This window comes from Lederbergia citrisecunda (assembly GCF_018343695.1).
Taxonomy (GTDB): domain Bacteria; phylum Bacillota; class Bacilli; order Bacillales; family Bacillaceae_C; genus Lederbergia; species Lederbergia citrisecunda.
Genome location: NZ_JAGYPJ010000001.1, coordinates 1,331,519 through 1,349,656, shown reverse-complemented (window position 1 = coordinate 1,349,656; position 18,138 = coordinate 1,331,519). Strand labels below are relative to the sequence as shown.

The following is an 18,138-nucleotide window of genomic DNA, read 5'->3' as shown; positions in this document are numbered from 1 at the left end:
AAATGAGAATTAGCGATAAGATCATTGCATGTATGTTTATTAGTTTTTTAGGGATTGTTTGTTTATTAAATTTGTTTTCAGACGATATTGCCTTTTCAGAAGAGGAAAATCGGAATCTCGAACAAAAGCCAACAATTTCTGTAAATAATATTCTATCCGGAAAATTCATGGATCGTTTCGAGAAATATATTTCTGATCAGTTCGTATGGAAAAAGGAATGGATGTGGATAAAAGCTGCGTCGGAAACAGCGATGTTGAAGCAAGAATCGAATGGGATTTTCTTAGGGAAAGATGGATTCTTATTGGAAGGATTTATAGAGCCTAAAGACCAATTGAATAAAAACATAGAGTATATTAATTTATTTGCGAAGAAAAACGAGAATCTTGATTATTACATGATGCTAGCACCGACATCAGTAGACATTTACAAAGAAAAGCTTCCTTTATTTGCTCAGTCTTTTCCTCAAAAAGCAGTGATAGATGAGGTAAGGAAGAAACTATTAAACTCTATACAATTTATTGAAGTATTAGATACGTTAACAGACCATAAAAACGAATCGATTTATTTTAAGACAGATCACCATTGGACGATGCGTGGAGCCTATTATGCCTATGTCCAAGCAGCACATACATTAGGGATCGAACCTTATTCCTTGCATGATTTTACAGTAAAAACAGTATCAAACGATTTTTATGGAACGTTTGCATCCAAGGTGTTAGGGCATAATGTAATACCTGACATGATTGAAAAGTTGGAGCCTAATTTTGATACATCATATTCAGTGCGATTTGATGATAAAAAACAAATATCCGACTCGTTATTTGAATGGTCTTTTTTAAAGAAAAAAGACCAATATTCCTTCTTTTTAAATGGAAATCATAGTTTAGTTACTATTAAATCAAGTGTAAATAATGGTCGGAAATTAGCCATTATCAAAGATTCCTATGCTCATGCGTTTATTCCTTTTTTAGCTAATCATTTTGAAGAAATATATGTCATTGATTTACGATACTACCATTCAGATTTTGATCAATTTATTAGGGAAAACGATATTAAAGAAGTGCTATTCCTTTATAATGTGGTGAATTTCTCAACAGACTCCAATCTGATTTGGTTGAAGAAGTAGGATACGTAACTGAAGGTGGGAACAGGATGGATATTAACAATCGAATCGTGACGATGTTAAAAGAAAACTACAATATAGAAGTGACAAGGATAGAACAACAGACGGGCGGCTGGTCGGCGTTAGCTTTTTTCATTGAAGATAAGGAAAGGAATTATTTCTTGAAAGTTTATAACAAGAACAAGCCTTCAGTCGTTCAATGGATAGATGCAATCGACGGATGTACCCCGCTAGTAAAATGGCTTCATGATTATACAGAATTAAATAACAATATAGTAAATCCAATTTTTACGAAATTTGATGGTAATAAATGTGAAGATGAAAGCTTTGTTTACTTACTCTCTGAGTATGTAGAAGGTGCAACAATAGGCGAGAATCCACTAAGTACTAATCAGGTTAATGAATTAGCAAGGATCCTTGGATTGCTCCATCAAAGTACCTCCAAAGTTTCAAATAAATTGAGAGAACAGCAGACAGTAGAAGACTTCGGTATTGAATATTGTGATTTGTTATCGTCGTTTATACATTACGATCTTGATAAAAAAGACGATGTAGTATTAGAAATTGTAAAACCTTATTGTAATTGTTTGCTAGATAAGATTGATAGGATGATGTTTTTATCAAAAACACTATATAACAAAGCACACAAATACGTATTGTGCCATGCTGATGCCCATAATTGGAATATCATGCAAGGTGAAAATTTGATGCTAATTGATTGGGAATGTGTAAAACTTGCACCACAAGAACAAGACCTCATTTTAGTCGTGACAGAGCCATATGCAAAGCAGTTTTTAAAAGTGTATAAAAAATACATGAATTATGACACACCAGATATAGATGCATACGAATTTTATTTCCTAAAGAGAAAATTAGAAGACATCTGGGAATGGATAAAGGATTTGCGCTTTGAGGGACTTGTGAAATCAGAAGATATTACACTTAAACTGCTTAGATCAACATTAATTGAATGTTCTCAAGCTGATTCCTTTCGAACAGATATAGAAAAAGCTTTATGAATTTACTCTAGCTTTTTTATCATTACCAAGAAAGTAGTATCATTTGCAATGAACGATGTTTGCATTACAAATCCTAATTTTTCATAAAGCGCTATAGCTCTTTTGTTAAATTCGGCAACGGTTAAGCGAATTTTGTTTAGGTTATACTTTTGTTGAATTTCCTCGATGATAAAGCTTATAAATGTATAACCCAAACCTTGACCGGTTAATTCCGGCTTCATACCGAATCCTAAATCTGTTAATCCTTCCGATTCCGGATATAATCCCTTTTCTCGACCAATAGGCACCTGGGCGAACGATCCTAAGCAATAAAAGCCAAGTAAAACTTGACCATCTAACACACCAAAATAGTGAAGAAGCTCTTGCAGAGTTTCTTCATCGTCATCCATATTATAAAAATCAAATGGTGGCTCATATCTCCATTTGATGATTTGCTTAGCTTGTTCTTTTGTTAAATTTTTGATATTCATTATTTTCTCCTTAATTTCAAACATAAACTTAGATTTTTAAATGCAATCATTTTTACAATCTCTAACTTATGATACCATTCATGTGTACAATATTTATTGAATTTTTAAAAGTTTTAAATTATGAAGTGGTTTTATAAATATATTTACAATCTCGTTCCTTATTTTATTCACTATATTATTTTTCTGTAGTTCAAATGATCAAGTTAAATTAAAAAGCTTTACTAGTAAGAAAATAGTCAAAGTCCATTTGGATTATCCATGGTACGAAGAACTTTTCTGAGAAAGCGGATCCTAAGAACATTCTCCCGTTAGTTTGTTAAATCCTATACAACCACACTATTTAGTAACTGAAAACAATGATTAAAGAACAGAAAAAAAATAATTTGCAGCTTGATTTCAAGTATCTTGGAAGCCTTGGTCTATAATGTCTAATTAAAAAATATGGAGATGGTTATGTGGAACATGAAGTAGTGGGACAAACAAAAACAGTGGGATTCCAAATAGGAGTTAGAAGAACATTTCCAATCTCCCAAAATAAAGCGTGGAAGCTTGTAACGTCAAATGCAGGCTTAAAATTATGGTTAGGAGACTTTACGAGTTTTCCATTACAAAAAGGTGAAAAATACAGTGCAGATACGGGTAGTGGGGAAATCCGTGTAATTAAGCCTTTACAACAAATCCGACTTACTTGGCAAAGGGAAGAATGGACAAGGCCTTCAACAGTTCAAATTCGTATCTTGCCGAAAGAGGAAAATAAAACAACGATTAGTTTTCACCAAGAACATCTTTCTGATGAGAAGGTTAGAGATGAAATGAAGATATTATGGGAGAAGGTATTGGACATTATAAAGGAACATTCACAAAATAGAGGATAGAAAGGATTGTATGATATTGGATGCAGTTTTTAAAACAGAAACAGCTATATTTAACTATCGAGTTGCAGGAATATGGATAGAAAATGGACATGTTCTCCTTCATAGAGACGTAAATGAGGAAAATTGGTCACTTCCAGGAGGTAGAGTCGCTTTGCTGGAAGAGTCACAAATAAGTATGAAGAGGGAGTTCCTAGAGGAACTAGGAGTTAATATACATATTAATAGATTGGTATGGGTTGGGGAAAACTTTTTCAAATATGGTGGTAATGATTACCATGAAATTGGATTTTATTATATGATCACCGCAAACGATCATTCTTTGTTTAGCAAAGAGCCTTTTTTTGGACTTGAAGAGGAGCGGTCGATCTATAAATGGACGCCTATCAATGATCTTATAGATGTGGAGTTATATCCAAGATATTTGAGAATGGGAATTAATCATTTGCCTAAGACTACTGAACACTTTGTCGAAAAACAATAGCTTATAAGAAGGGGGTTATTTTTAGATAACGAATAGTATTGATAAATAACTAATAAAAGGGGATTTATATGAAGAAGTTTTTCCGAAACCCTCCTAAAGTAGCGCTAACTTCCTTAATCACAACAATCGCAGTGTTTATTTTATTACTAATATTATTTATAGTACCAGAGTCCGATTCAAACATCGTATTTAATATAAAAAGAGTAGTAATCATTACCTTTCTCTTCTTATTACTTTTGAATCCTACATTTGGTTTTATATATTCATTTTTCATAAAAGGTAAAAAGAAAATTCTTTTTATCCTTCTGAATCTAGTGTGTATTTGTACGATTTCCGTTTTTGCCTTTATGCTTATTATGATCAGTTATGTTGTTTCTTTTGGTCCTTAATTAGCTAGCACCAGTTTTCCCAACTACAGCAAAATTGCTAGTGAACACTAGCAATTTTGGTGCAGTTATTAAATTCCATTTATTCTACAGTAATCAGCAACAAGTTGTTCGATTTGATCCATTTCTGGATATTCACCTTGGAACGAAAATCTAACTTCTTCTATAAACTCACCATGATGAAAGACATGGACGGCGCCATTTTGCTCAATAACACTGTATTCTGGCTCAAATATATATCCGTTTCGTTCGATTGCTCCCATTTGATGTTACCCCCTATAGATTCTCGTGTTACTTTTCCCTATTTTTTCAGAATAAATCATGAATAGGTTCGACTCATTTTTGGAAAGCTTTTTTTAACAATTAAGAAATGAGTGTTTAGATGCGTTATATATTTATGCTTTTTTTACTAACTTCTGTCGTATTTTTTAATGGGAAAGCTGCATCGGCTAAAGATGAGGGAATCGGAATTTGGGTAGATTTGCTTCCGTGGGATGAAGTCAATGGAATATTGCCGAAATATAGCAAGTTTACGATCTTGGATGTGGAAACCGGAAAGAGGTTTGACGTACAAAGAAGAGCAGGAAGCGGACATGCCGACGTTCAGCCATTGACATCAAAGGATACGAAAATTATGAAAGATATTTATAACGGAAAATGGAGTTGGAAGAGAAGGGCGATCATTGTCATTCATAAAGATCAATGGATAGCAGCTTCAATGCATGGGATGCCACATGGTGCTGGGAAGCTGGACAATGATTTTCGAGGTCATTTTTGCGTTCACTTTAATGGGAGCACAACGCATCGAAGTAAATCAGAAGATCTTTCTCATAAGCTCATGATTTTGAAATCAGCTGGTACATTGAATGAGTATTTGAATAGTGTAGAACCATTTGATCTTATTGAAGCTTATGTAGCTGGAATTAAACAAAAAGATAAGCGAATTGTCTCGGTCATTTCAGTGCAAAAATTGAACTGGAATAAACAATTTCAACACGTAGATAACATCAAAGCTAGACAAATAATCGTCCCTCCTTTTAAAGATGACCAACTATATCTTAATGTTCCCGTTGATATTGAATGGATTGATGAACATTCAAAACGTCATATTTATAAAGGATCTATATATTTAATTCGTTTTTCACCTAGTAACGGATGGAAGGTTGACAGTAAACAGCTTGTAAAGGACATTTTTATGGAAAAAGAAGAAAGATAAATGAATGAATATGTTGCGATAATCATGTAAAAACCCCACTAATAGAAGTGGGGGACTTTGGCTGATCTATATTAAACGTGCAACTGTTTTGCCATCATCTTTTTGATAATTCTTATTTGGCCTCTATGATTCAATTCATCCTCGAATACATGAAACCATTTGAAATAATTGTTGGCTGACTCATCAAACCAAAATGGAGTTTGTAGAAATAACCATTCATCTGGAAGTGTTTTAAAGGTTTCGATTGTCTGATGTCGAATATTAGCCAATTCTTCTAAATAAATTTCTATACTATGGCCTTTAATTTGTTCACGTGCCTTATTTCCTAATTCCAATGCAGGATTCAAGTCATTAATTTCTTCTTCAGTCAATTCGCGATTTTGAAAAGTTTCGATTTGATATGCTTTTTCCACGGCCGCCATGTGTGAAAGCAACATTCCAACTGAATTGCCATCACCCTTATCATAAAGGAAATCCAACTCTTCCACAGTTAATTTCTTTACTTCTTCAAGCGTCATAACTCTTGTATAATTCATCATAGAAACTAATTTACTAAATTCCTCATTCAAACCATCTTTTTGATCGATTAAAAATAATGTTTTGATATCTATCGACATTTTTCCACCTCTTTTGTTTAGAAGTAACAACACTTTTTATATATTCTTTAAAAGCAAATAAAATCCTTTTTTTAAAATTTATTAGATGTTATACATTTTAGCTTTATCAGTTATACATTGTCTTCCAGCTGCATGGTAGTAGCAATAAATTAGTGGCTAATTTTTTTAAAAGGACAAAATATAATAACACTAAAGTATAGTTGCATATAAAGGATTCCAATAATACTGCTAGTTAGAGGACACTTTCTCTTTATGTTGATATTTAAATTTATTTTCATGGTAACAAGGATTTTTCTGTGGAGAAAATGGATTAAGGTGTTTTTTATCTTTTAAATATTTGGTTTATTTTGTATAATTTATCCATTGAACTAGAAGGAGGAAATAACAATGAGAAAACAAACAACTTTTGTACAAACATATAGGGGTGTAACACTAAATTAAACATTAATGTGTTCCCCTTATGTGTAGATTCGTATTCTGGAAATCTAACATTAGAGGGGTAAACTTGTGAATAATCGAATTAAGAAGTTTTTATCGTATTACAAACCGTATTTGAGGCTGTTTTACACTGTAATGGCGTGTGCCTTAGTTGGTTCAGCCATTGCACTGTTGTATCCTTTGTTAACAAGGTACATTACGAAAAATATTTTAACAAATGATCTTTCAAATGCACTAAACCAAATTTATATCGTCTGCGGGATTATGCTCGTTTTGGTGGTCCTACAAAATCTTTGTCAATTTGTCGTGGATTATCACGGTCATAAAATGGGCGCGATGATGGAAAGTGATATGCGGAGAGAATTATTTGAGCATTATCAAAAACTATCATTCAACTTTTATGACACGCAAAAAATAGGACAATTAATGTCTAGAGTAACAAATGATTTGTTTTTGCTATCTGAGTTGTATCACCATGGTCCTGAGGATTATATGAAATATTTTATTAAATTTGTCGGTTCATTTGTTATCCTATTTTTCATCAACGCTAAATTGACATTAGCCATCTTTTGCTTTTTGCCATTCATGGCAGTGTTTGCGCTTTACTTTAATAAAAAGCTAAACATTGCGCTAAGAAGAAATAAAGATCGAATTGCTGATATTAATGCCCAAGTGGAAGATAATCTTTCAGGCATTAGGGTAGTTCAGTCATTTGGGAATGAAAACTTTGAAGTAGAAAAATTCAATTACGAAAACAATCGCTTTTTAGAAAGCAGAAAGAACGGCTATAAAAGTGAAGCGTATTTTTATACGAGAATGGATACTTTCATTCAGCTCATTACAATAACGGTGATTGTTTTTGGTAGCATCAATATAGTTCATGCTTCATTAGACTTGGCCGATATGATTACATTTTTGTTATATATTGCGTACTTGATTGAGCCAATTCAAAAATTAACTCATGTGACGACGCAGTTTCAAGATGGAATTACTGGATTTGATCGTTTTATGGAAATGTTAGAAATAGAACCGTCTATCAAAGACTCTTCAAATGCAATGGAATTGAAGAATGTACAAGGCGATGTAAAGTTTAAAAATGTCGGTTTCAGTTACAACGGAAACAATCAAAGTGTTTTAAATAACATTTCATTGGACATTAATTCTGGAGATTATATTGCATTGGTGGGACCATCAGGAATCGGTAAAACAACCTTATGTTCACTCATACCACGCTTTTATGATGTTAATGAAGGAGAAATACTAATAGATGGCGTGAACGTTAAGGATATCAGCTTGCATTCTCTAAGACGGAATATCGGAATTGTTCAGCAAGACGTGTATTTGTTTGCAGGAACGGTTCTTGAAAATATTCGTTACGGAAAACCTGAGGCAACAAACGAAGAAATCATTGAGGCTGCGAAAAATGCTAATGCACACGACTTTATTATTGCTTTGCCAAACGGATATGAAACCGATATTGGCCAACGTGGTGTCAAATTATCCGGAGGGCAAAAACAACGATTAAGCATTGCACGCGTCTTCCTAAAAAATCCACCAGTATTGATCTTTGACGAAGCAACTAGCGCTCTCGATAATGAAAGCGAAAAAATCGTCAAAGATTCACTGGAAGCTTTAGCGAAAAATCGTACGACAATAGTCATTGCCCATCGATTATCGACGATTAGAAATGCCGAGCGGATTATTGTGTTGACTGATGACGGGATCTCAGAAGAAGGAACACATGAGGAATTACTCTCATTAGATAGGACATATGCACAATTGTATAATATGCAATTTGTCATATAGCAGTTTAAGAGATCTCCCTTTTCGATATTGAAAAGGGAGATTTGTTGTCTGAAGGTAGAACGGTTGTATATTTTGTTTTGACCCATAGTTTTATGGGAAACGTATATTAAGACTATTGATTTGAATGCTGTTTTGACAAGCGAGGATTTAAATGAAAGGGGTCACATTGAATGACAACTAATGGAGAAGCCAATCAGATTTTAATCTATGCTCCCGTAAGTGGTAATGTAGTGGCTTTAGAAGATGTTCCAGACCCGACATTTGCTCAAAAAATGATGGGAGATGGCATTGCGATTGAACCTACGGATGGGAAGGTGGTCGCTCCATTTGATGGAGAGGTCATTCAAATTTTTCCAACTAAGCACGCCATTGGGCTTATTAGCCATTCGGGACTTGAATTATTAATACATATTGGTCTAGAGACCGTCTCCCTTAATGGAGAAGGTTTTGAAGCACATGTTAAGTCAGGGGATAAGGTAAAAGCCGGAGACCCATTAGTCACTTTTGACTTGGATTTTATTAAGGAAAAAGCGAAAAATCATGTCACTCCAATTATTGTTATAAACGGAGACCAGTTCGAAGAATTACATAAAACGAAGGAGAAAGATGTTATTGCAGTAGACTCCGTTCTTTTGGGAACAGCGCCAAAAGGAAAGGCTGAGCATAAAAATAATGAACAAATGACTACATCCACAAATGGGGTGCAGTATGGTAAAGAGGCAGAGGAAATTGTAGCTGCAGTCGGCGGCGTAGAGAATATAAATGCAGCCACCCATTGTGTGACCCGTCTGCGTTTTGCACTAAAGGATGAAGATAAGGTTAACAAAGTAGCCCTAGATAATATGGGAATCGTAAAAGGAACGTTTTCGGCAAATGGCCAATATCAAATTGTGATTGGCCAAGGTACTGTTGATAAGGTTTATAAAGCAATGGTTCACGAGACGGGTATTGCTGAAGCATCGAAAGAGGATGTTAAAGCAGCGGGCGGAGAAAAACTAAATCCACTGCAAAAAGCAATAAAAGTATTGGCGGATATCTTTATTCCGATTTTACCGGCGATTGTAACTGCTGGTTTATTAATGGGTATTAATAATATATTAGCGAATCCAGGAATCTTTGGGAAAGGTGCACCAGCACTTATCGAGACATACCCACAATGGGCTGGTATTGCGGATATGATTAATATCATTGCGAATACAGCCTTCACATTCTTACCTGCATTAATTGGCTGGTCAGCCGTTAAGAGGTTTGGGGGCATGAATTACTTGGTGTTGTCCTTGGCTTAATTCTTGTCCATCCAGACTTAATGAATGCATGGGGATATGGCTCAGCAGTTACGGAAGGTAAAATCCCTACTTGGAATATCTTTGGGTTGGAAATAAATAAAGTTGGGTATCAAGGACAAGTACTTCCAGTACTATTTGCTTCATGGGTACTAGCTAAAATAGAAATCTTCCTTAGGAAACGTGTCATTGATTCACTTCAATTATTGGTGGTTGCACCAGTTGCGTTATTGGTAACGGGCTTTTTGGCATTTGTTTTAATCGGTCCTGTTACATTTAAAATCGGAAATTGGATTACAGAAGGACTAGTATACGTCTTTGATGTAGTACCAGTCATCGGAGGACTAGTATATGGTGCAATATATGCTCCACTCGTCATAACCGGTATGCATCATACGTTTTTGGCGATAGATCTGCAACTGATCGGTAGTACGGGAACGACCTTCTTGTGGCCCATTGTTGCTTTATCTAACATTGCCCAAGGTGCAGCAGTATTTGCCATGATGCTAGTTGCAAAAGATGAAAAGTTAAAAGGGTTGGCAGGAACATCGGGTATTTCTGCCTGGCTCGGAATTACGGAGCCTGCAATGTTTGGGGTAAACTTGCGGTATCGATATCCGTTCTTTGCGGCAATCACTGGTACTGCGATTGCTGGGGCTTTTATCACATTACAAGGCGTAAAAGCGACATCAATCGGTGTTGGAGGCATTCCGGCGATATTATCGATTGTAGCGTCTAATTGGGTATCGTTTTTAATTGGCATGCTTATCGTCATTGTCTTTCCGTTTATCGTTACGTATTTTATTGCAAAACGGAGGTTATCAATGCCTGGGAGTGAAAGTAATGAGTGAAGCTTGGTGGAAAAAGTCAACCGTGTATCAAATTTATCCAAAAAGTTTTAATGACACAACCGGAAATGGTATTGGTGATATACAGGGAATTATCCAAAAGCTAGATTATCTCAAAAAACTAGGCGTGGACGTAATTTGGTTAACACCTATTTATCAATCACCGCAAAAAGATAATGGATATGATATTAGTGATTATTACTCTATTGAACCAATGTATGGGACAATGGCTGATTTCGAGCAATTATTGGATGAAACTCATAAACGCGGTATAAAGCTAATTATGGACCTAGTCATTAATCATACATCGACGGAACATGAATGGTTCAAACAAGCATCGTCATCCATAACAAATATGTACCGTGATTTTTATATATGGAATGATGCTGTTGATGGAAAGGAGCCTACAAACTGGGAATCAAAATTTGGAGGTCCAGCTTGGCAATATGACGAGAAAACGGGTCAATATTATTTGCATTTATTTGATGTAACACAGGCAGATCTTAACTGGGAAAACAATGAGGTTAGAGAGAAATTGGTTGAGATGATTCGCTTCTGGGCAGAGAAAGGAATTGATGGATTTCGCCTTGATGTGATCAATTTAATCTCAAAGGATCAGCATTTCCCAAATGATCATAACGGTGATGGCAGAAGGTTCTATACCGATGGTCCACGAGTCCATGAATATTTACATGAAATCAACCAAGCCGTTTTTGCGCCTAATAACATGATGACGGTTGGGGAAATGTCTTCGACGACAATAGAAAATTGCATCCTTTATACAAAACCGGAACGAAAAGAATTGGATATGACCTTTCAATTTCATCACCTCAAGGTAGATTATCCAAATGGGGATAAATGGACAAAGGCACCATTTGACTTTATTGAATTAAAAAAAATCCTCTCCGATTGGCAGATTGGTATGCATGATGGAGGAGGATGGAATGCCCTGTTTTGGTGCAATCATCATCAGCCACGTGCTGTATCTCGATTTGGCGATCATCAAACATATCATAAGGAATCAGCAAAAATGCTTGCAACCACAATCCATATGATGCAGGGAACCCCATATATTTACCAAGGTGAAGAAATCGGGATGACAAACCCTGAGTTTACCTCGATTAGTCAATACCGTGATGTGGAATCTTTGAATACACATGAGATTCTAAAGCAAAAGGGAAAATCAGAGCAAGAAATAATCGCCATACTCCAGCAAAAATCACGTGATAATGCCAGAACACCTATGCAGTGGTCCAGTGAAAAAAATGCTGGATTTACAACAGGTGTACCGTGGATCGAACCAGCCCGAAATTACAATGAAATTAACGCTGAAAATGCAATGAATGACCCCAATTCGATCTTCAGTCATTATCAAAAACTAATTAAGCTACGTAAAACATATGACATCATAACTTATGGGGACTATCATCTGCTACTAGCAAATGACCCCCAAATCTTTGCCTATACACGAGAATGGAAAAATGAAAAATTAATCGTGGTGAATAACTTTTATGCTAAAGAAGTTTCAGTCGAACTGCAAGTAGAAGGTGTAGAAAACCCGCAAATCCTACTATCAAATTATGCTGATTCATCAAAGAGATTGTATAAAATAACGTTGAGACCTTATGAGTCAATCGTGTATTTGGACAGGGGATAGGTTGAACAAAGGATATTTAGCGAAAAAAATAGGTCAGCCCATCTTAAACGGTTCGAAGGAGATGTCGATATTATTCCGAATCATGACAGCAAATTTGTCTGACAGATAAAGGATACGGATGTCATTATTATAGGTTACTGAATGTTTTGGAAATTGTATCAATGAGAATTACGGAACCTGTTTTTTATGGTCAATCACGCTATCGGTCGTACAAGGATTTTATTTTGAATTCTAGTGCTCGACCCCCAATGCGATTTCATTAAGATTAGACACTTATAAATGTTGATATATCTATGTTTGTAAGTGTTTTTTGTTGAAAGATAAGATTTGTAATTGTTTTTCACTAGTTATCGCAAGGCACTAAGATCGACTATTGTAGTGTGGGAGAAGTTTTTTTGATAATAATCAGGTGCGTAATGATTTAATATCCAAAACAAAAGAAAGGCCAAATTACCCCCGTGGGAGAGGGGGGTGTATTAATTAAGTAGGGAAGCTGATAACGGAAGAAAAAGAGATTGAAGCTATTTACGCATTTGTCCCAGAAGAGAAGCGAGGGAACCTTGATACACGTCGTGAGCGTGCTAAGTAATACTTGTAAAACAACCCAAGGAAGTGAAAAAAGGGTGAAGCTGATGTGTGACTATTGTGCGAATTGGAAAGAATCATCCCAATTAACCCCAAGGTATGAACTAAATAAGCCATCTGTAAGAGATTATTGTGAAAAGTGATTGCCTGACGTAAGAAAGGCGTTTATAGCCTTTCTTACAAGAACCTTTTTACTTTTGGAATACAAAGCAGCCAGTGAGATCCAGCTGCCCAAAAAGATCTATCATTAGTACACTTTATGTTCAGAGTCAATTAAACAAGCTTGTGGTTCATAATTATATTCTTTTTGTAAGAATGGAACAATCCTATCATGTATTTCCCTTACTACTTCACCATAAATTCTACGATTAGCAACATAATCATCACTTTTTACAACGAAAATCCACATGCGGCCCATATTTTGAACCGGCTTATTGATGAGATCTAAGGATATTGTCTTATGTAAATAATGGTTGTCTTTAAATTCAATTTGAAATTTCTCCTTCATTAAATTCTCCCCTAATGTCTCCTGGTATTCCTTTATCCATACACCTTTATTGTTTTTATACATTTTCTTTTTTTCCTCCTTTAATAACTTACAAGACAAATTTATTGAAGATTGTAAGATTAATCAAAAGGACAAAAAAGAGATTTGAGGAAAAAAGTACCTGAAATTGGACAAATCACCTAGGGAAAAGTCGAATTTTAATAAAAAACATGTTGATTATTCCAATTTAGTACAATTTGTATTTAATCGATTTTTATAAACTATAGCCTTTTAACTATCTTATTAATTTCTCTTTGATCTATTGATAGTGCCGCTAGTACTAGTTGGCCGAATGGAAACACGGATGAAAGAATAAGGATATCCACCGAAAGTGTCATAAACTAAAAGTTTTGACGCTTTTTTATGATAGGCAATAAGATCAATTTATATAATGGTATAAAAACATATAACCGAAAATAAGGAGAGGAATTCTATTAAATACGGATATGCAAGGGTCAGTATACTTAACCAAGATTTAGAAACACAACGTCGAGCACTTAAAAACGAGGGTTGTGAAAAAGTATTTTCGGAGAAATTTACTGGGACAGAAGCTGAACGTCCAAAGTTTCAAGAAATTTTAACTGTCTTGCAACCTGGCGATATACTAGTCGTTACAAAATTAGATATGTATGCTCGATCTACAGTTGATGCTATAAAAACTATTAAGATACTTTTTGAAAAAGGGGTTAAAGTACATATTTTAAATATGGCTTAGTGGAAGACACGCCAACAGGACGTTTAATATTTAATATTGAGTGCTTTTGCTGAATTTGAAAGGGACATGATCGTTGAACGGGACACAAGAGGGGAAAGCGATTGCGAAACAAAAAGAAGACTTTAGAGAAGGAAGACCTAGAAAGTTTAGCAAGAAGCAGATTTCGCATGCATTGACTTTATTAGAATCCCATTAATATAAGCAAGTAGAGGAATTTACAGGGATTAGTAAAAGTAGTCTCATACGTGCAAAGAGGAGAATCAAAAATATAAATTAAATAAGTGATATTGGTTATAAAATATTTATTTATGAAAAATAACTTGATATAGTTTAATAATAATTTTTTGACTAAACAAGGAGTCTGAGGTATTCGACAAATTAAAGCCTTTGGGCAGGTTCGGGATCCATAGTATTTTCGCTATGTAAATAAACTTGTTCAAAGGCTTTTTTGTTCATGGTTATTTAACGAAAAATAGTCATGAAGTTTATTAGAGAAAAGAATAAGAGGATATAGAAAATGAACAAGCTACTGATTGTAGGTTGTTTTTATTTTGTTTTAAAAGATGTATGTATAGCAATTATGTATGGCTTGTGGGCAACCTTTTCGCTTTTAAAGTTTAGAACAGGAAATTTTAGTAATTACTTTTTGACTTTTACGCATAAGTGGGTCATAATTATATGCGTAGAGTCTTTTTTTATTTTTGAGAGAAGGTGTGTGTTATGGCAAGTACTGAGTTCATTATGGAAATGATCAAAAATAATAATGGTGTCATTACTGCTGCCGAAGTAACAAAAGCAGGAATTTCACGCGGCAATCTCAAATATATGATGGATACAGGTTTGTTAGAACGGACAGGACGAGGCGTATATCAACTGGTTGGATCATTGGAAGATGAAATGTATAATCTTCAAGTTCGTTATAAACGAGGGATATTTTCTGGTGCTACTGCACTTTATTTATTTGATTTAACCGACAGTACGCCAGCAAAATTTCAAATGACCTTTCCTCATAATTACAATACTTCAACCGTAAAAAGCGAAAACGTGAAGTGCAATCGTGTCATTATGGAATTGTATGAGCTTGGAGTTGTAAAAGTAAAAACACCTACAGGGAATACAGTGAGAGCTTATAACATGGAAAGGACATTATGCGATATCTTGCGAAAGCATAATAAAACGGATATACAGATCATCACAGATGCTTTTAAAAGGTATATTAGAAGAAAAGACAAGAACATTGCATTACTCTGTGAATATGGAAAGAAGCTAAAGGTGGAAGCAAAGATTCAAACTTATTTGGAAGTGCTTTTATAATCAATGTATAAGAAGAAAAATTGGAGGTACACAAATGTCAAGTGCAGCACAACGTGCCGAATTACAATCTCAAATCTGGAAAATAGCCAATGATGTCCGTGGCTCAGTAGATGGATGGGATTTTAAACAATACGTTTTAGGAACGCTATTTTATCGTTTCATTAGCGAAAATTTTTCTAGCTATATTGAAGCGGGAGACGAAAGCATCAAATATGCAGAACTTCCTGATGATATTATAACGATAGAAATAAAAGAGGATGCCATTAAAACAAAAGGTTACTTCATATATCCGAGTCAGCTATTTGCTAATATTGCGAAAACCGCGAACACAAATGAAAGTTTGAATACTGATTTAGCTGCTATATTTTCTGCTATTGAAAATTCAGCAAATGGTTATCCATCTGAACTAGACATTAAAGGATTATTTGCTGATTTTGACACGACAAGCAATAGATTAGGAAATACTGTTAAGGATAAAAACAGTCGTCTAGCTGCTGTCATTAAAGGAGTTGAAGGGCTTAATTTTAAAGGTTTTGAAGATAGCCAAATTGACCTTTTTGGTGATGCCTATGAGTTTCTAATCTCTAATTATGCTGCCAATGCTGGTAAATCTGGAGGAGAATTCTTCACACCGCAGAGTGTGTCTAAGCTTATTGCTCAATTAGCCATACACAAGCAAACAACCATTAATAAGATATATGACCCTGCAGCCGGTTCAGGTTCATTGCTATTACAAGCAAAGAAACAGTTTGATGCTCATATTATCGAAGATGGTTTTTATGGACAGGAGATTAACCATACTACTTATAACCTTGCTCGTATGAATATGTTTTTACACAACATAAATTACGATAAATTTTATATTGCTTTAGGAAATACGCTTCGAGATCCTTACTTTGGTGACGAAAAACCATTCGATGCCATTGTTTCTAATCCACCTTATTCCGTACATTGGATTGGTAGTGATGATCCAACGCTTATTAATGATGAAAGATTTGCTCCTGCAGGTGTATTAGCACCAAAATCTAAAGCCGATTTTGCCTTTGTACTTCATTCGCTTAGTTACCTTTCAAGTAAAGGTCGTGCTGCTATTGTTTGTTTCCCTGGTATTTTCTACCGTGGTGGTGCAGAGCAAAAAATTAGAAAATATCTAATTGATAATAACTTTGTTGAAACGGTTATTTCATTAGCACCTAACCTTTTTTATGGAACTTCAATAGCGGTTAATATCTTGGTTCTTTCTAAGCATAAAACCGATAATAAAACTCAATTTATTGATGTAAGTGGAGTAGATTTCTACAAAAAAGAAACGAATAATAACATACTAACAGATGAACACATTGAGCAGATAATGAGAATGTTTGACAGTAAAGAAGATATTGATCATGTTGCAAGATCTGTTGATTATGCTGAAATCGTTGAAAAAGATTACAACCTATCTGTGAACACCTACGTGGTAAGAAAAGATATAAGGGAAGTCATTAATATAAATGAGCTTAATGCAGAAATAAAAACGACCGTAGCAAAGATAGACCAACTTCGTGCTGAAATTGATGACATTATTGAGGTGATTGAATCATGATTAAGCCGAACTTTATGGAGAAACAACTTGATGGGGTTAAGGTGGAGTGGAAGACTCTAGGGGAAGTTGCGGAAATAGGAACAGGTAGCTCAAACCGTCAAGATGAAGATGAAATTGGGACTTACCCGTTCTATGTTCGATCAAAAAATATATTGAAATCAAATACTTTTGAGTATGATGAAACTGCAATTGTAGTACCTGGCGAAGGTGGAATTGGTGATATTTTTCATTTCGTACAAGGGAAATATGCTTTACATCAACGGGCATATAGAATTCATTTGCTTTCAAATAAAGTAAATGCTAAATATTTGTATTACGTAATGTCTGAAAGTTTCAAACAATACATTTTGACGAGAAGTGTAGGTGCAACTTCTATTTCTATTAGAAAGCCAATGCTTGAAGCATTCCCTTTCCCCATCCCTCCACTTAAAGTCCAAGAAGAAATCGTCCGTATTTTGGACACCTTCACAGAGCTTACAGCAGAGCTTATAGCAGAGCTTACAGCAGAGCTTACAGCTCGTAAAAAGCAATATAACTATTACCGTGATCAGTTGTTGACTTTTGACGAGGGTGAAGTTGAGTGGAAGACGTTGAGGGAAGTTGCTCTTGAATTTGGACGCGGAAAATCAAAACACCGTCCAAGAAATGATTCTAAGTTATATGGTGGAAACATTCCATTCATTCAAACGGGAGATGTCCGAAATGCTCCACATATCATTAGAGAATTCACACAAACTTATAGTGAATTTGGACTAGAGCAGAGTAAGTTGTGGCCAAAAGGGACACTTTGCATAACGATAGCTGCAAATATTGCTGAAACTGCTATTCTTGGTTTTGATTCATGCTTTCCAGATAGTATTATAGGTTTTGTTGCTAATCCTAAAAAAACAAGTTCAAGCTATGTTGAATATCTTTTGACTTCGTATAAATCGAAACTTCGGTCAAAAAGCACTGGTAGTGCGCAAGAAAATATCAATCTTTCAACTTTTGAAAGATTACTATTACCGTTTCCTACACTTGCGGAACAAGAACGTATCGTCTCTATCCTTGACAAATTCGATGCTTTAACTAACTCAATTACTGAGGATTTACTTCGTGAAATAGAGTTGCGTCAAGAACAATACGAATATTATCGTAATATGCTTCTTTCATTTTCCAAAAGTGAGGTAGAATAA

General features: G+C 35.0%; 15 protein-coding genes and 3 pseudogenes. 14 read left to right on the top strand and 4 right to left on the bottom strand.

The window, feature by feature from the left end; translation table 11 throughout:
• Positions 1-2 precede the first annotated feature (2 nt).
• Both KHA93_RS06745 and KHA93_RS06740 read left to right on the top strand, forming a co-directional pair.
• Positions 3-1,127, top strand: coding sequence for a DHHW family protein (locus tag KHA93_RS06745; protein WP_213110032.1), 1,125 nt, complete (start codon positions 3-5; stop codon positions 1,125-1,127).
• 26 nt (positions 1,128-1,153) lie between these two features.
• Positions 1,154-2,143, top strand: a complete 990-nt coding sequence (locus KHA93_RS06740) for an aminoglycoside phosphotransferase family protein (RefSeq protein WP_213110031.1) — start codon at positions 1,154-1,156, stop codon at positions 2,141-2,143.
• 2 nt (positions 2,144-2,145) lie between these two features.
• Here KHA93_RS06740 and KHA93_RS06735 read toward each other — a convergent pair whose 3' ends face one another.
• Positions 2,146-2,613 (bottom strand): GNAT family N-acetyltransferase, encoded by a 468-nt coding sequence (locus tag KHA93_RS06735; protein WP_213110030.1) that lies wholly within the window; start codon positions 2,611-2,613, stop codon positions 2,146-2,148.
• Between the two features lie 455 nt (positions 2,614-3,068).
• Here KHA93_RS06735 and KHA93_RS06730 point away from each other — a divergent pair, with 455 nt between their 5' ends.
• The 3 genes from KHA93_RS06730 (at position 3,069) to KHA93_RS06720 (ending at position 4,358) form a co-directional block, all read left to right on the top strand.
• Positions 3,069-3,488: an SRPBCC family protein gene (locus KHA93_RS06730; RefSeq protein ID WP_349772264.1), complete on the top strand. Its 420-nt coding sequence runs from the start codon at positions 3,069-3,071 to the stop codon at positions 3,486-3,488.
• Between the two features lie 10 nt (positions 3,489-3,498).
• Positions 3,499-3,969 carry an NUDIX hydrolase gene (locus KHA93_RS06725; RefSeq protein WP_233711071.1) on the top strand — a complete coding sequence of 157 codons (471 nt, stop codon included), beginning with the start codon at positions 3,499-3,501 and terminating at the stop codon, positions 3,967-3,969.
• Between the two features lie 68 nt (positions 3,970-4,037).
• On the top strand, positions 4,038-4,358 hold the full coding sequence (locus KHA93_RS06720) for a hypothetical protein (protein WP_213110029.1): 321 nt from the start codon (positions 4,038-4,040) through the stop codon (positions 4,356-4,358).
• 68 nt (positions 4,359-4,426) lie between these two features.
• Here KHA93_RS06720 and KHA93_RS06715 read toward each other — a convergent pair whose 3' ends face one another.
• A complete protein-coding gene (locus KHA93_RS06715; protein WP_213110028.1) occupies positions 4,427-4,618 on the bottom strand; it encodes a YbxH family protein in 192 nt (63 codons plus the stop codon).
• A 119-nt stretch (positions 4,619-4,737) separates the two neighbouring features.
• On the opposite strand from KHA93_RS06715, the gene KHA93_RS06710 reads away from it, so the two are divergent.
• Positions 4,738-5,571, top strand: coding sequence for a hypothetical protein (locus tag KHA93_RS06710; RefSeq protein WP_213110027.1), 834 nt, complete (start codon positions 4,738-4,740; stop codon positions 5,569-5,571).
• 71 nt (positions 5,572-5,642) lie between these two features.
• Here the strand turns inward: KHA93_RS06710 and KHA93_RS06705 are convergent, their stop codons facing one another.
• Entirely contained in the window at positions 5,643-6,188 is a 546-nt protein-coding gene (locus KHA93_RS06705; RefSeq protein WP_233711070.1) for a DinB family protein, read from the bottom strand.
• Positions 6,189-6,695: 507 nt separating this feature from the next.
• On the opposite strand from KHA93_RS06705, the gene KHA93_RS06700 reads away from it, so the two are divergent.
• The 4 genes and pseudogenes from KHA93_RS06700 to treC all read left to right on the top strand — a co-directional run bounded on the left by KHA93_RS06700 (position 6,696) and on the right by treC (position 12,220).
• On the top strand, positions 6,696-8,432 hold the full coding sequence (locus KHA93_RS06700) for an ABC transporter ATP-binding protein (RefSeq protein ID WP_213110026.1): 1,737 nt from the start codon (positions 6,696-6,698) through the stop codon (positions 8,430-8,432).
• Between the two features lie 170 nt (positions 8,433-8,602).
• Positions 8,603-8,947 (top strand): annotated as a pseudogene (locus KHA93_RS23155) (PTS sugar transporter subunit IIA); the annotation flags it as partial.
• Positions 8,948-9,112: 165 nt separating this feature from the next.
• Positions 9,113-10,566, top strand: a pseudogene (gene treP / locus KHA93_RS06695) (PTS system trehalose-specific EIIBC component).
• Positions 10,559-12,220: an alpha,alpha-phosphotrehalase gene (treC, locus tag KHA93_RS06690; RefSeq protein ID WP_213110025.1), complete on the top strand. Its 1,662-nt coding sequence runs from the start codon at positions 10,559-10,561 to the stop codon at positions 12,218-12,220. Before treP ends, treC begins: the two are co-directional and overlap by 8 nt.
• Positions 12,221-13,052: 832 nt before the next feature.
• Here the strand turns inward: treC and KHA93_RS06685 are convergent.
• On the bottom strand, positions 13,053-13,313 hold the full coding sequence (locus KHA93_RS06685; RefSeq protein ID WP_213110024.1) for a hypothetical protein: 261 nt from the start codon (positions 13,311-13,313) through the stop codon (positions 13,053-13,055).
• A 472-nt stretch (positions 13,314-13,785) separates the two neighbouring features.
• Here KHA93_RS06685 and KHA93_RS06680 point away from each other — a divergent pair.
• The 4 genes and pseudogenes from KHA93_RS06680 to KHA93_RS06665 all read left to right on the top strand — a co-directional run bounded on the left by KHA93_RS06680 (position 13,786) and on the right by KHA93_RS06665 (position 18,138).
• A pseudogene (locus KHA93_RS06680) lies at positions 13,786-14,344 on the top strand (recombinase family protein).
• Positions 14,345-14,787: 443 nt separating this feature from the next.
• Positions 14,788-15,381: a type IV toxin-antitoxin system AbiEi family antitoxin domain-containing protein gene (locus tag KHA93_RS06675; protein ID WP_213110023.1), complete on the top strand. Its 594-nt coding sequence runs from the start codon at positions 14,788-14,790 to the stop codon at positions 15,379-15,381.
• 34 nt (positions 15,382-15,415) lie between these two features.
• Complete coding sequence (locus KHA93_RS06670) at positions 15,416-16,963, top strand: type I restriction-modification system subunit M (RefSeq protein WP_213110022.1); 1,548 nt, start codon at positions 15,416-15,418, stop codon at positions 16,961-16,963.
• Complete coding sequence (locus KHA93_RS06665; RefSeq protein ID WP_213110021.1) at positions 16,960-18,138, top strand: restriction endonuclease subunit S; 1,179 nt, start codon at positions 16,960-16,962, stop codon at positions 18,136-18,138. The genes KHA93_RS06670 and KHA93_RS06665 overlap by 4 nt, the downstream gene beginning before the upstream one ends.

Excerpts from the sequence above, each read along its gene's own strand:
- KHA93_RS06745 (WP_213110032.1), top strand. The coding sequence starts at position 3 with ATGAGAATTAGCGATAAGATCATTGCATGTATGTTTATTAGTTTTTTA.
- KHA93_RS06740 (WP_213110031.1), top strand. The coding sequence starts at position 1,154 with ATGGATATTAACAATCGAATCGTGACGATGTTAAAAGAAAACTACAAT.
- KHA93_RS06735 (WP_213110030.1), bottom strand. The coding sequence starts at position 2,613 with ATGAATATCAAAAATTTAACAAAAGAACAAGCTAAGCAAATCATCAAA.
- KHA93_RS06725 (WP_233711071.1), top strand. The coding sequence starts at position 3,499 with ATGATATTGGATGCAGTTTTTAAAACAGAAACAGCTATATTTAACTAT.
- KHA93_RS06720 (WP_213110029.1), top strand. The coding sequence starts at position 4,038 with ATGAAGAAGTTTTTCCGAAACCCTCCTAAAGTAGCGCTAACTTCCTTA.
- KHA93_RS06715 (WP_213110028.1), bottom strand. The coding sequence starts at position 4,618 with ATGGGAGCAATCGAACGAAACGGATATATATTTGAGCCAGAATACAGT.
- KHA93_RS06710 (WP_213110027.1), top strand. The coding sequence starts at position 4,738 with ATGCGTTATATATTTATGCTTTTTTTACTAACTTCTGTCGTATTTTTT.
- KHA93_RS06705 (WP_233711070.1), bottom strand. The coding sequence starts at position 6,188 with ATGTCGATAGATATCAAAACATTATTTTTAATCGATCAAAAAGATGGT.
- treC (WP_213110025.1), top strand. The coding sequence starts at position 10,559 with ATGAGTGAAGCTTGGTGGAAAAAGTCAACCGTGTATCAAATTTATCCA.
- KHA93_RS06685 (WP_213110024.1), bottom strand. The coding sequence starts at position 13,313 with ATGAAGGAGAAATTTCAAATTGAATTTAAAGACAACCATTATTTACAT.
- KHA93_RS06675 (WP_213110023.1), top strand. The coding sequence starts at position 14,788 with ATGGCAAGTACTGAGTTCATTATGGAAATGATCAAAAATAATAATGGT.
- KHA93_RS06670 (WP_213110022.1), top strand. The coding sequence starts at position 15,416 with ATGTCAAGTGCAGCACAACGTGCCGAATTACAATCTCAAATCTGGAAA.
- KHA93_RS06665 (WP_213110021.1), top strand. The coding sequence starts at position 16,960 with ATGATTAAGCCGAACTTTATGGAGAAACAACTTGATGGGGTTAAGGTG.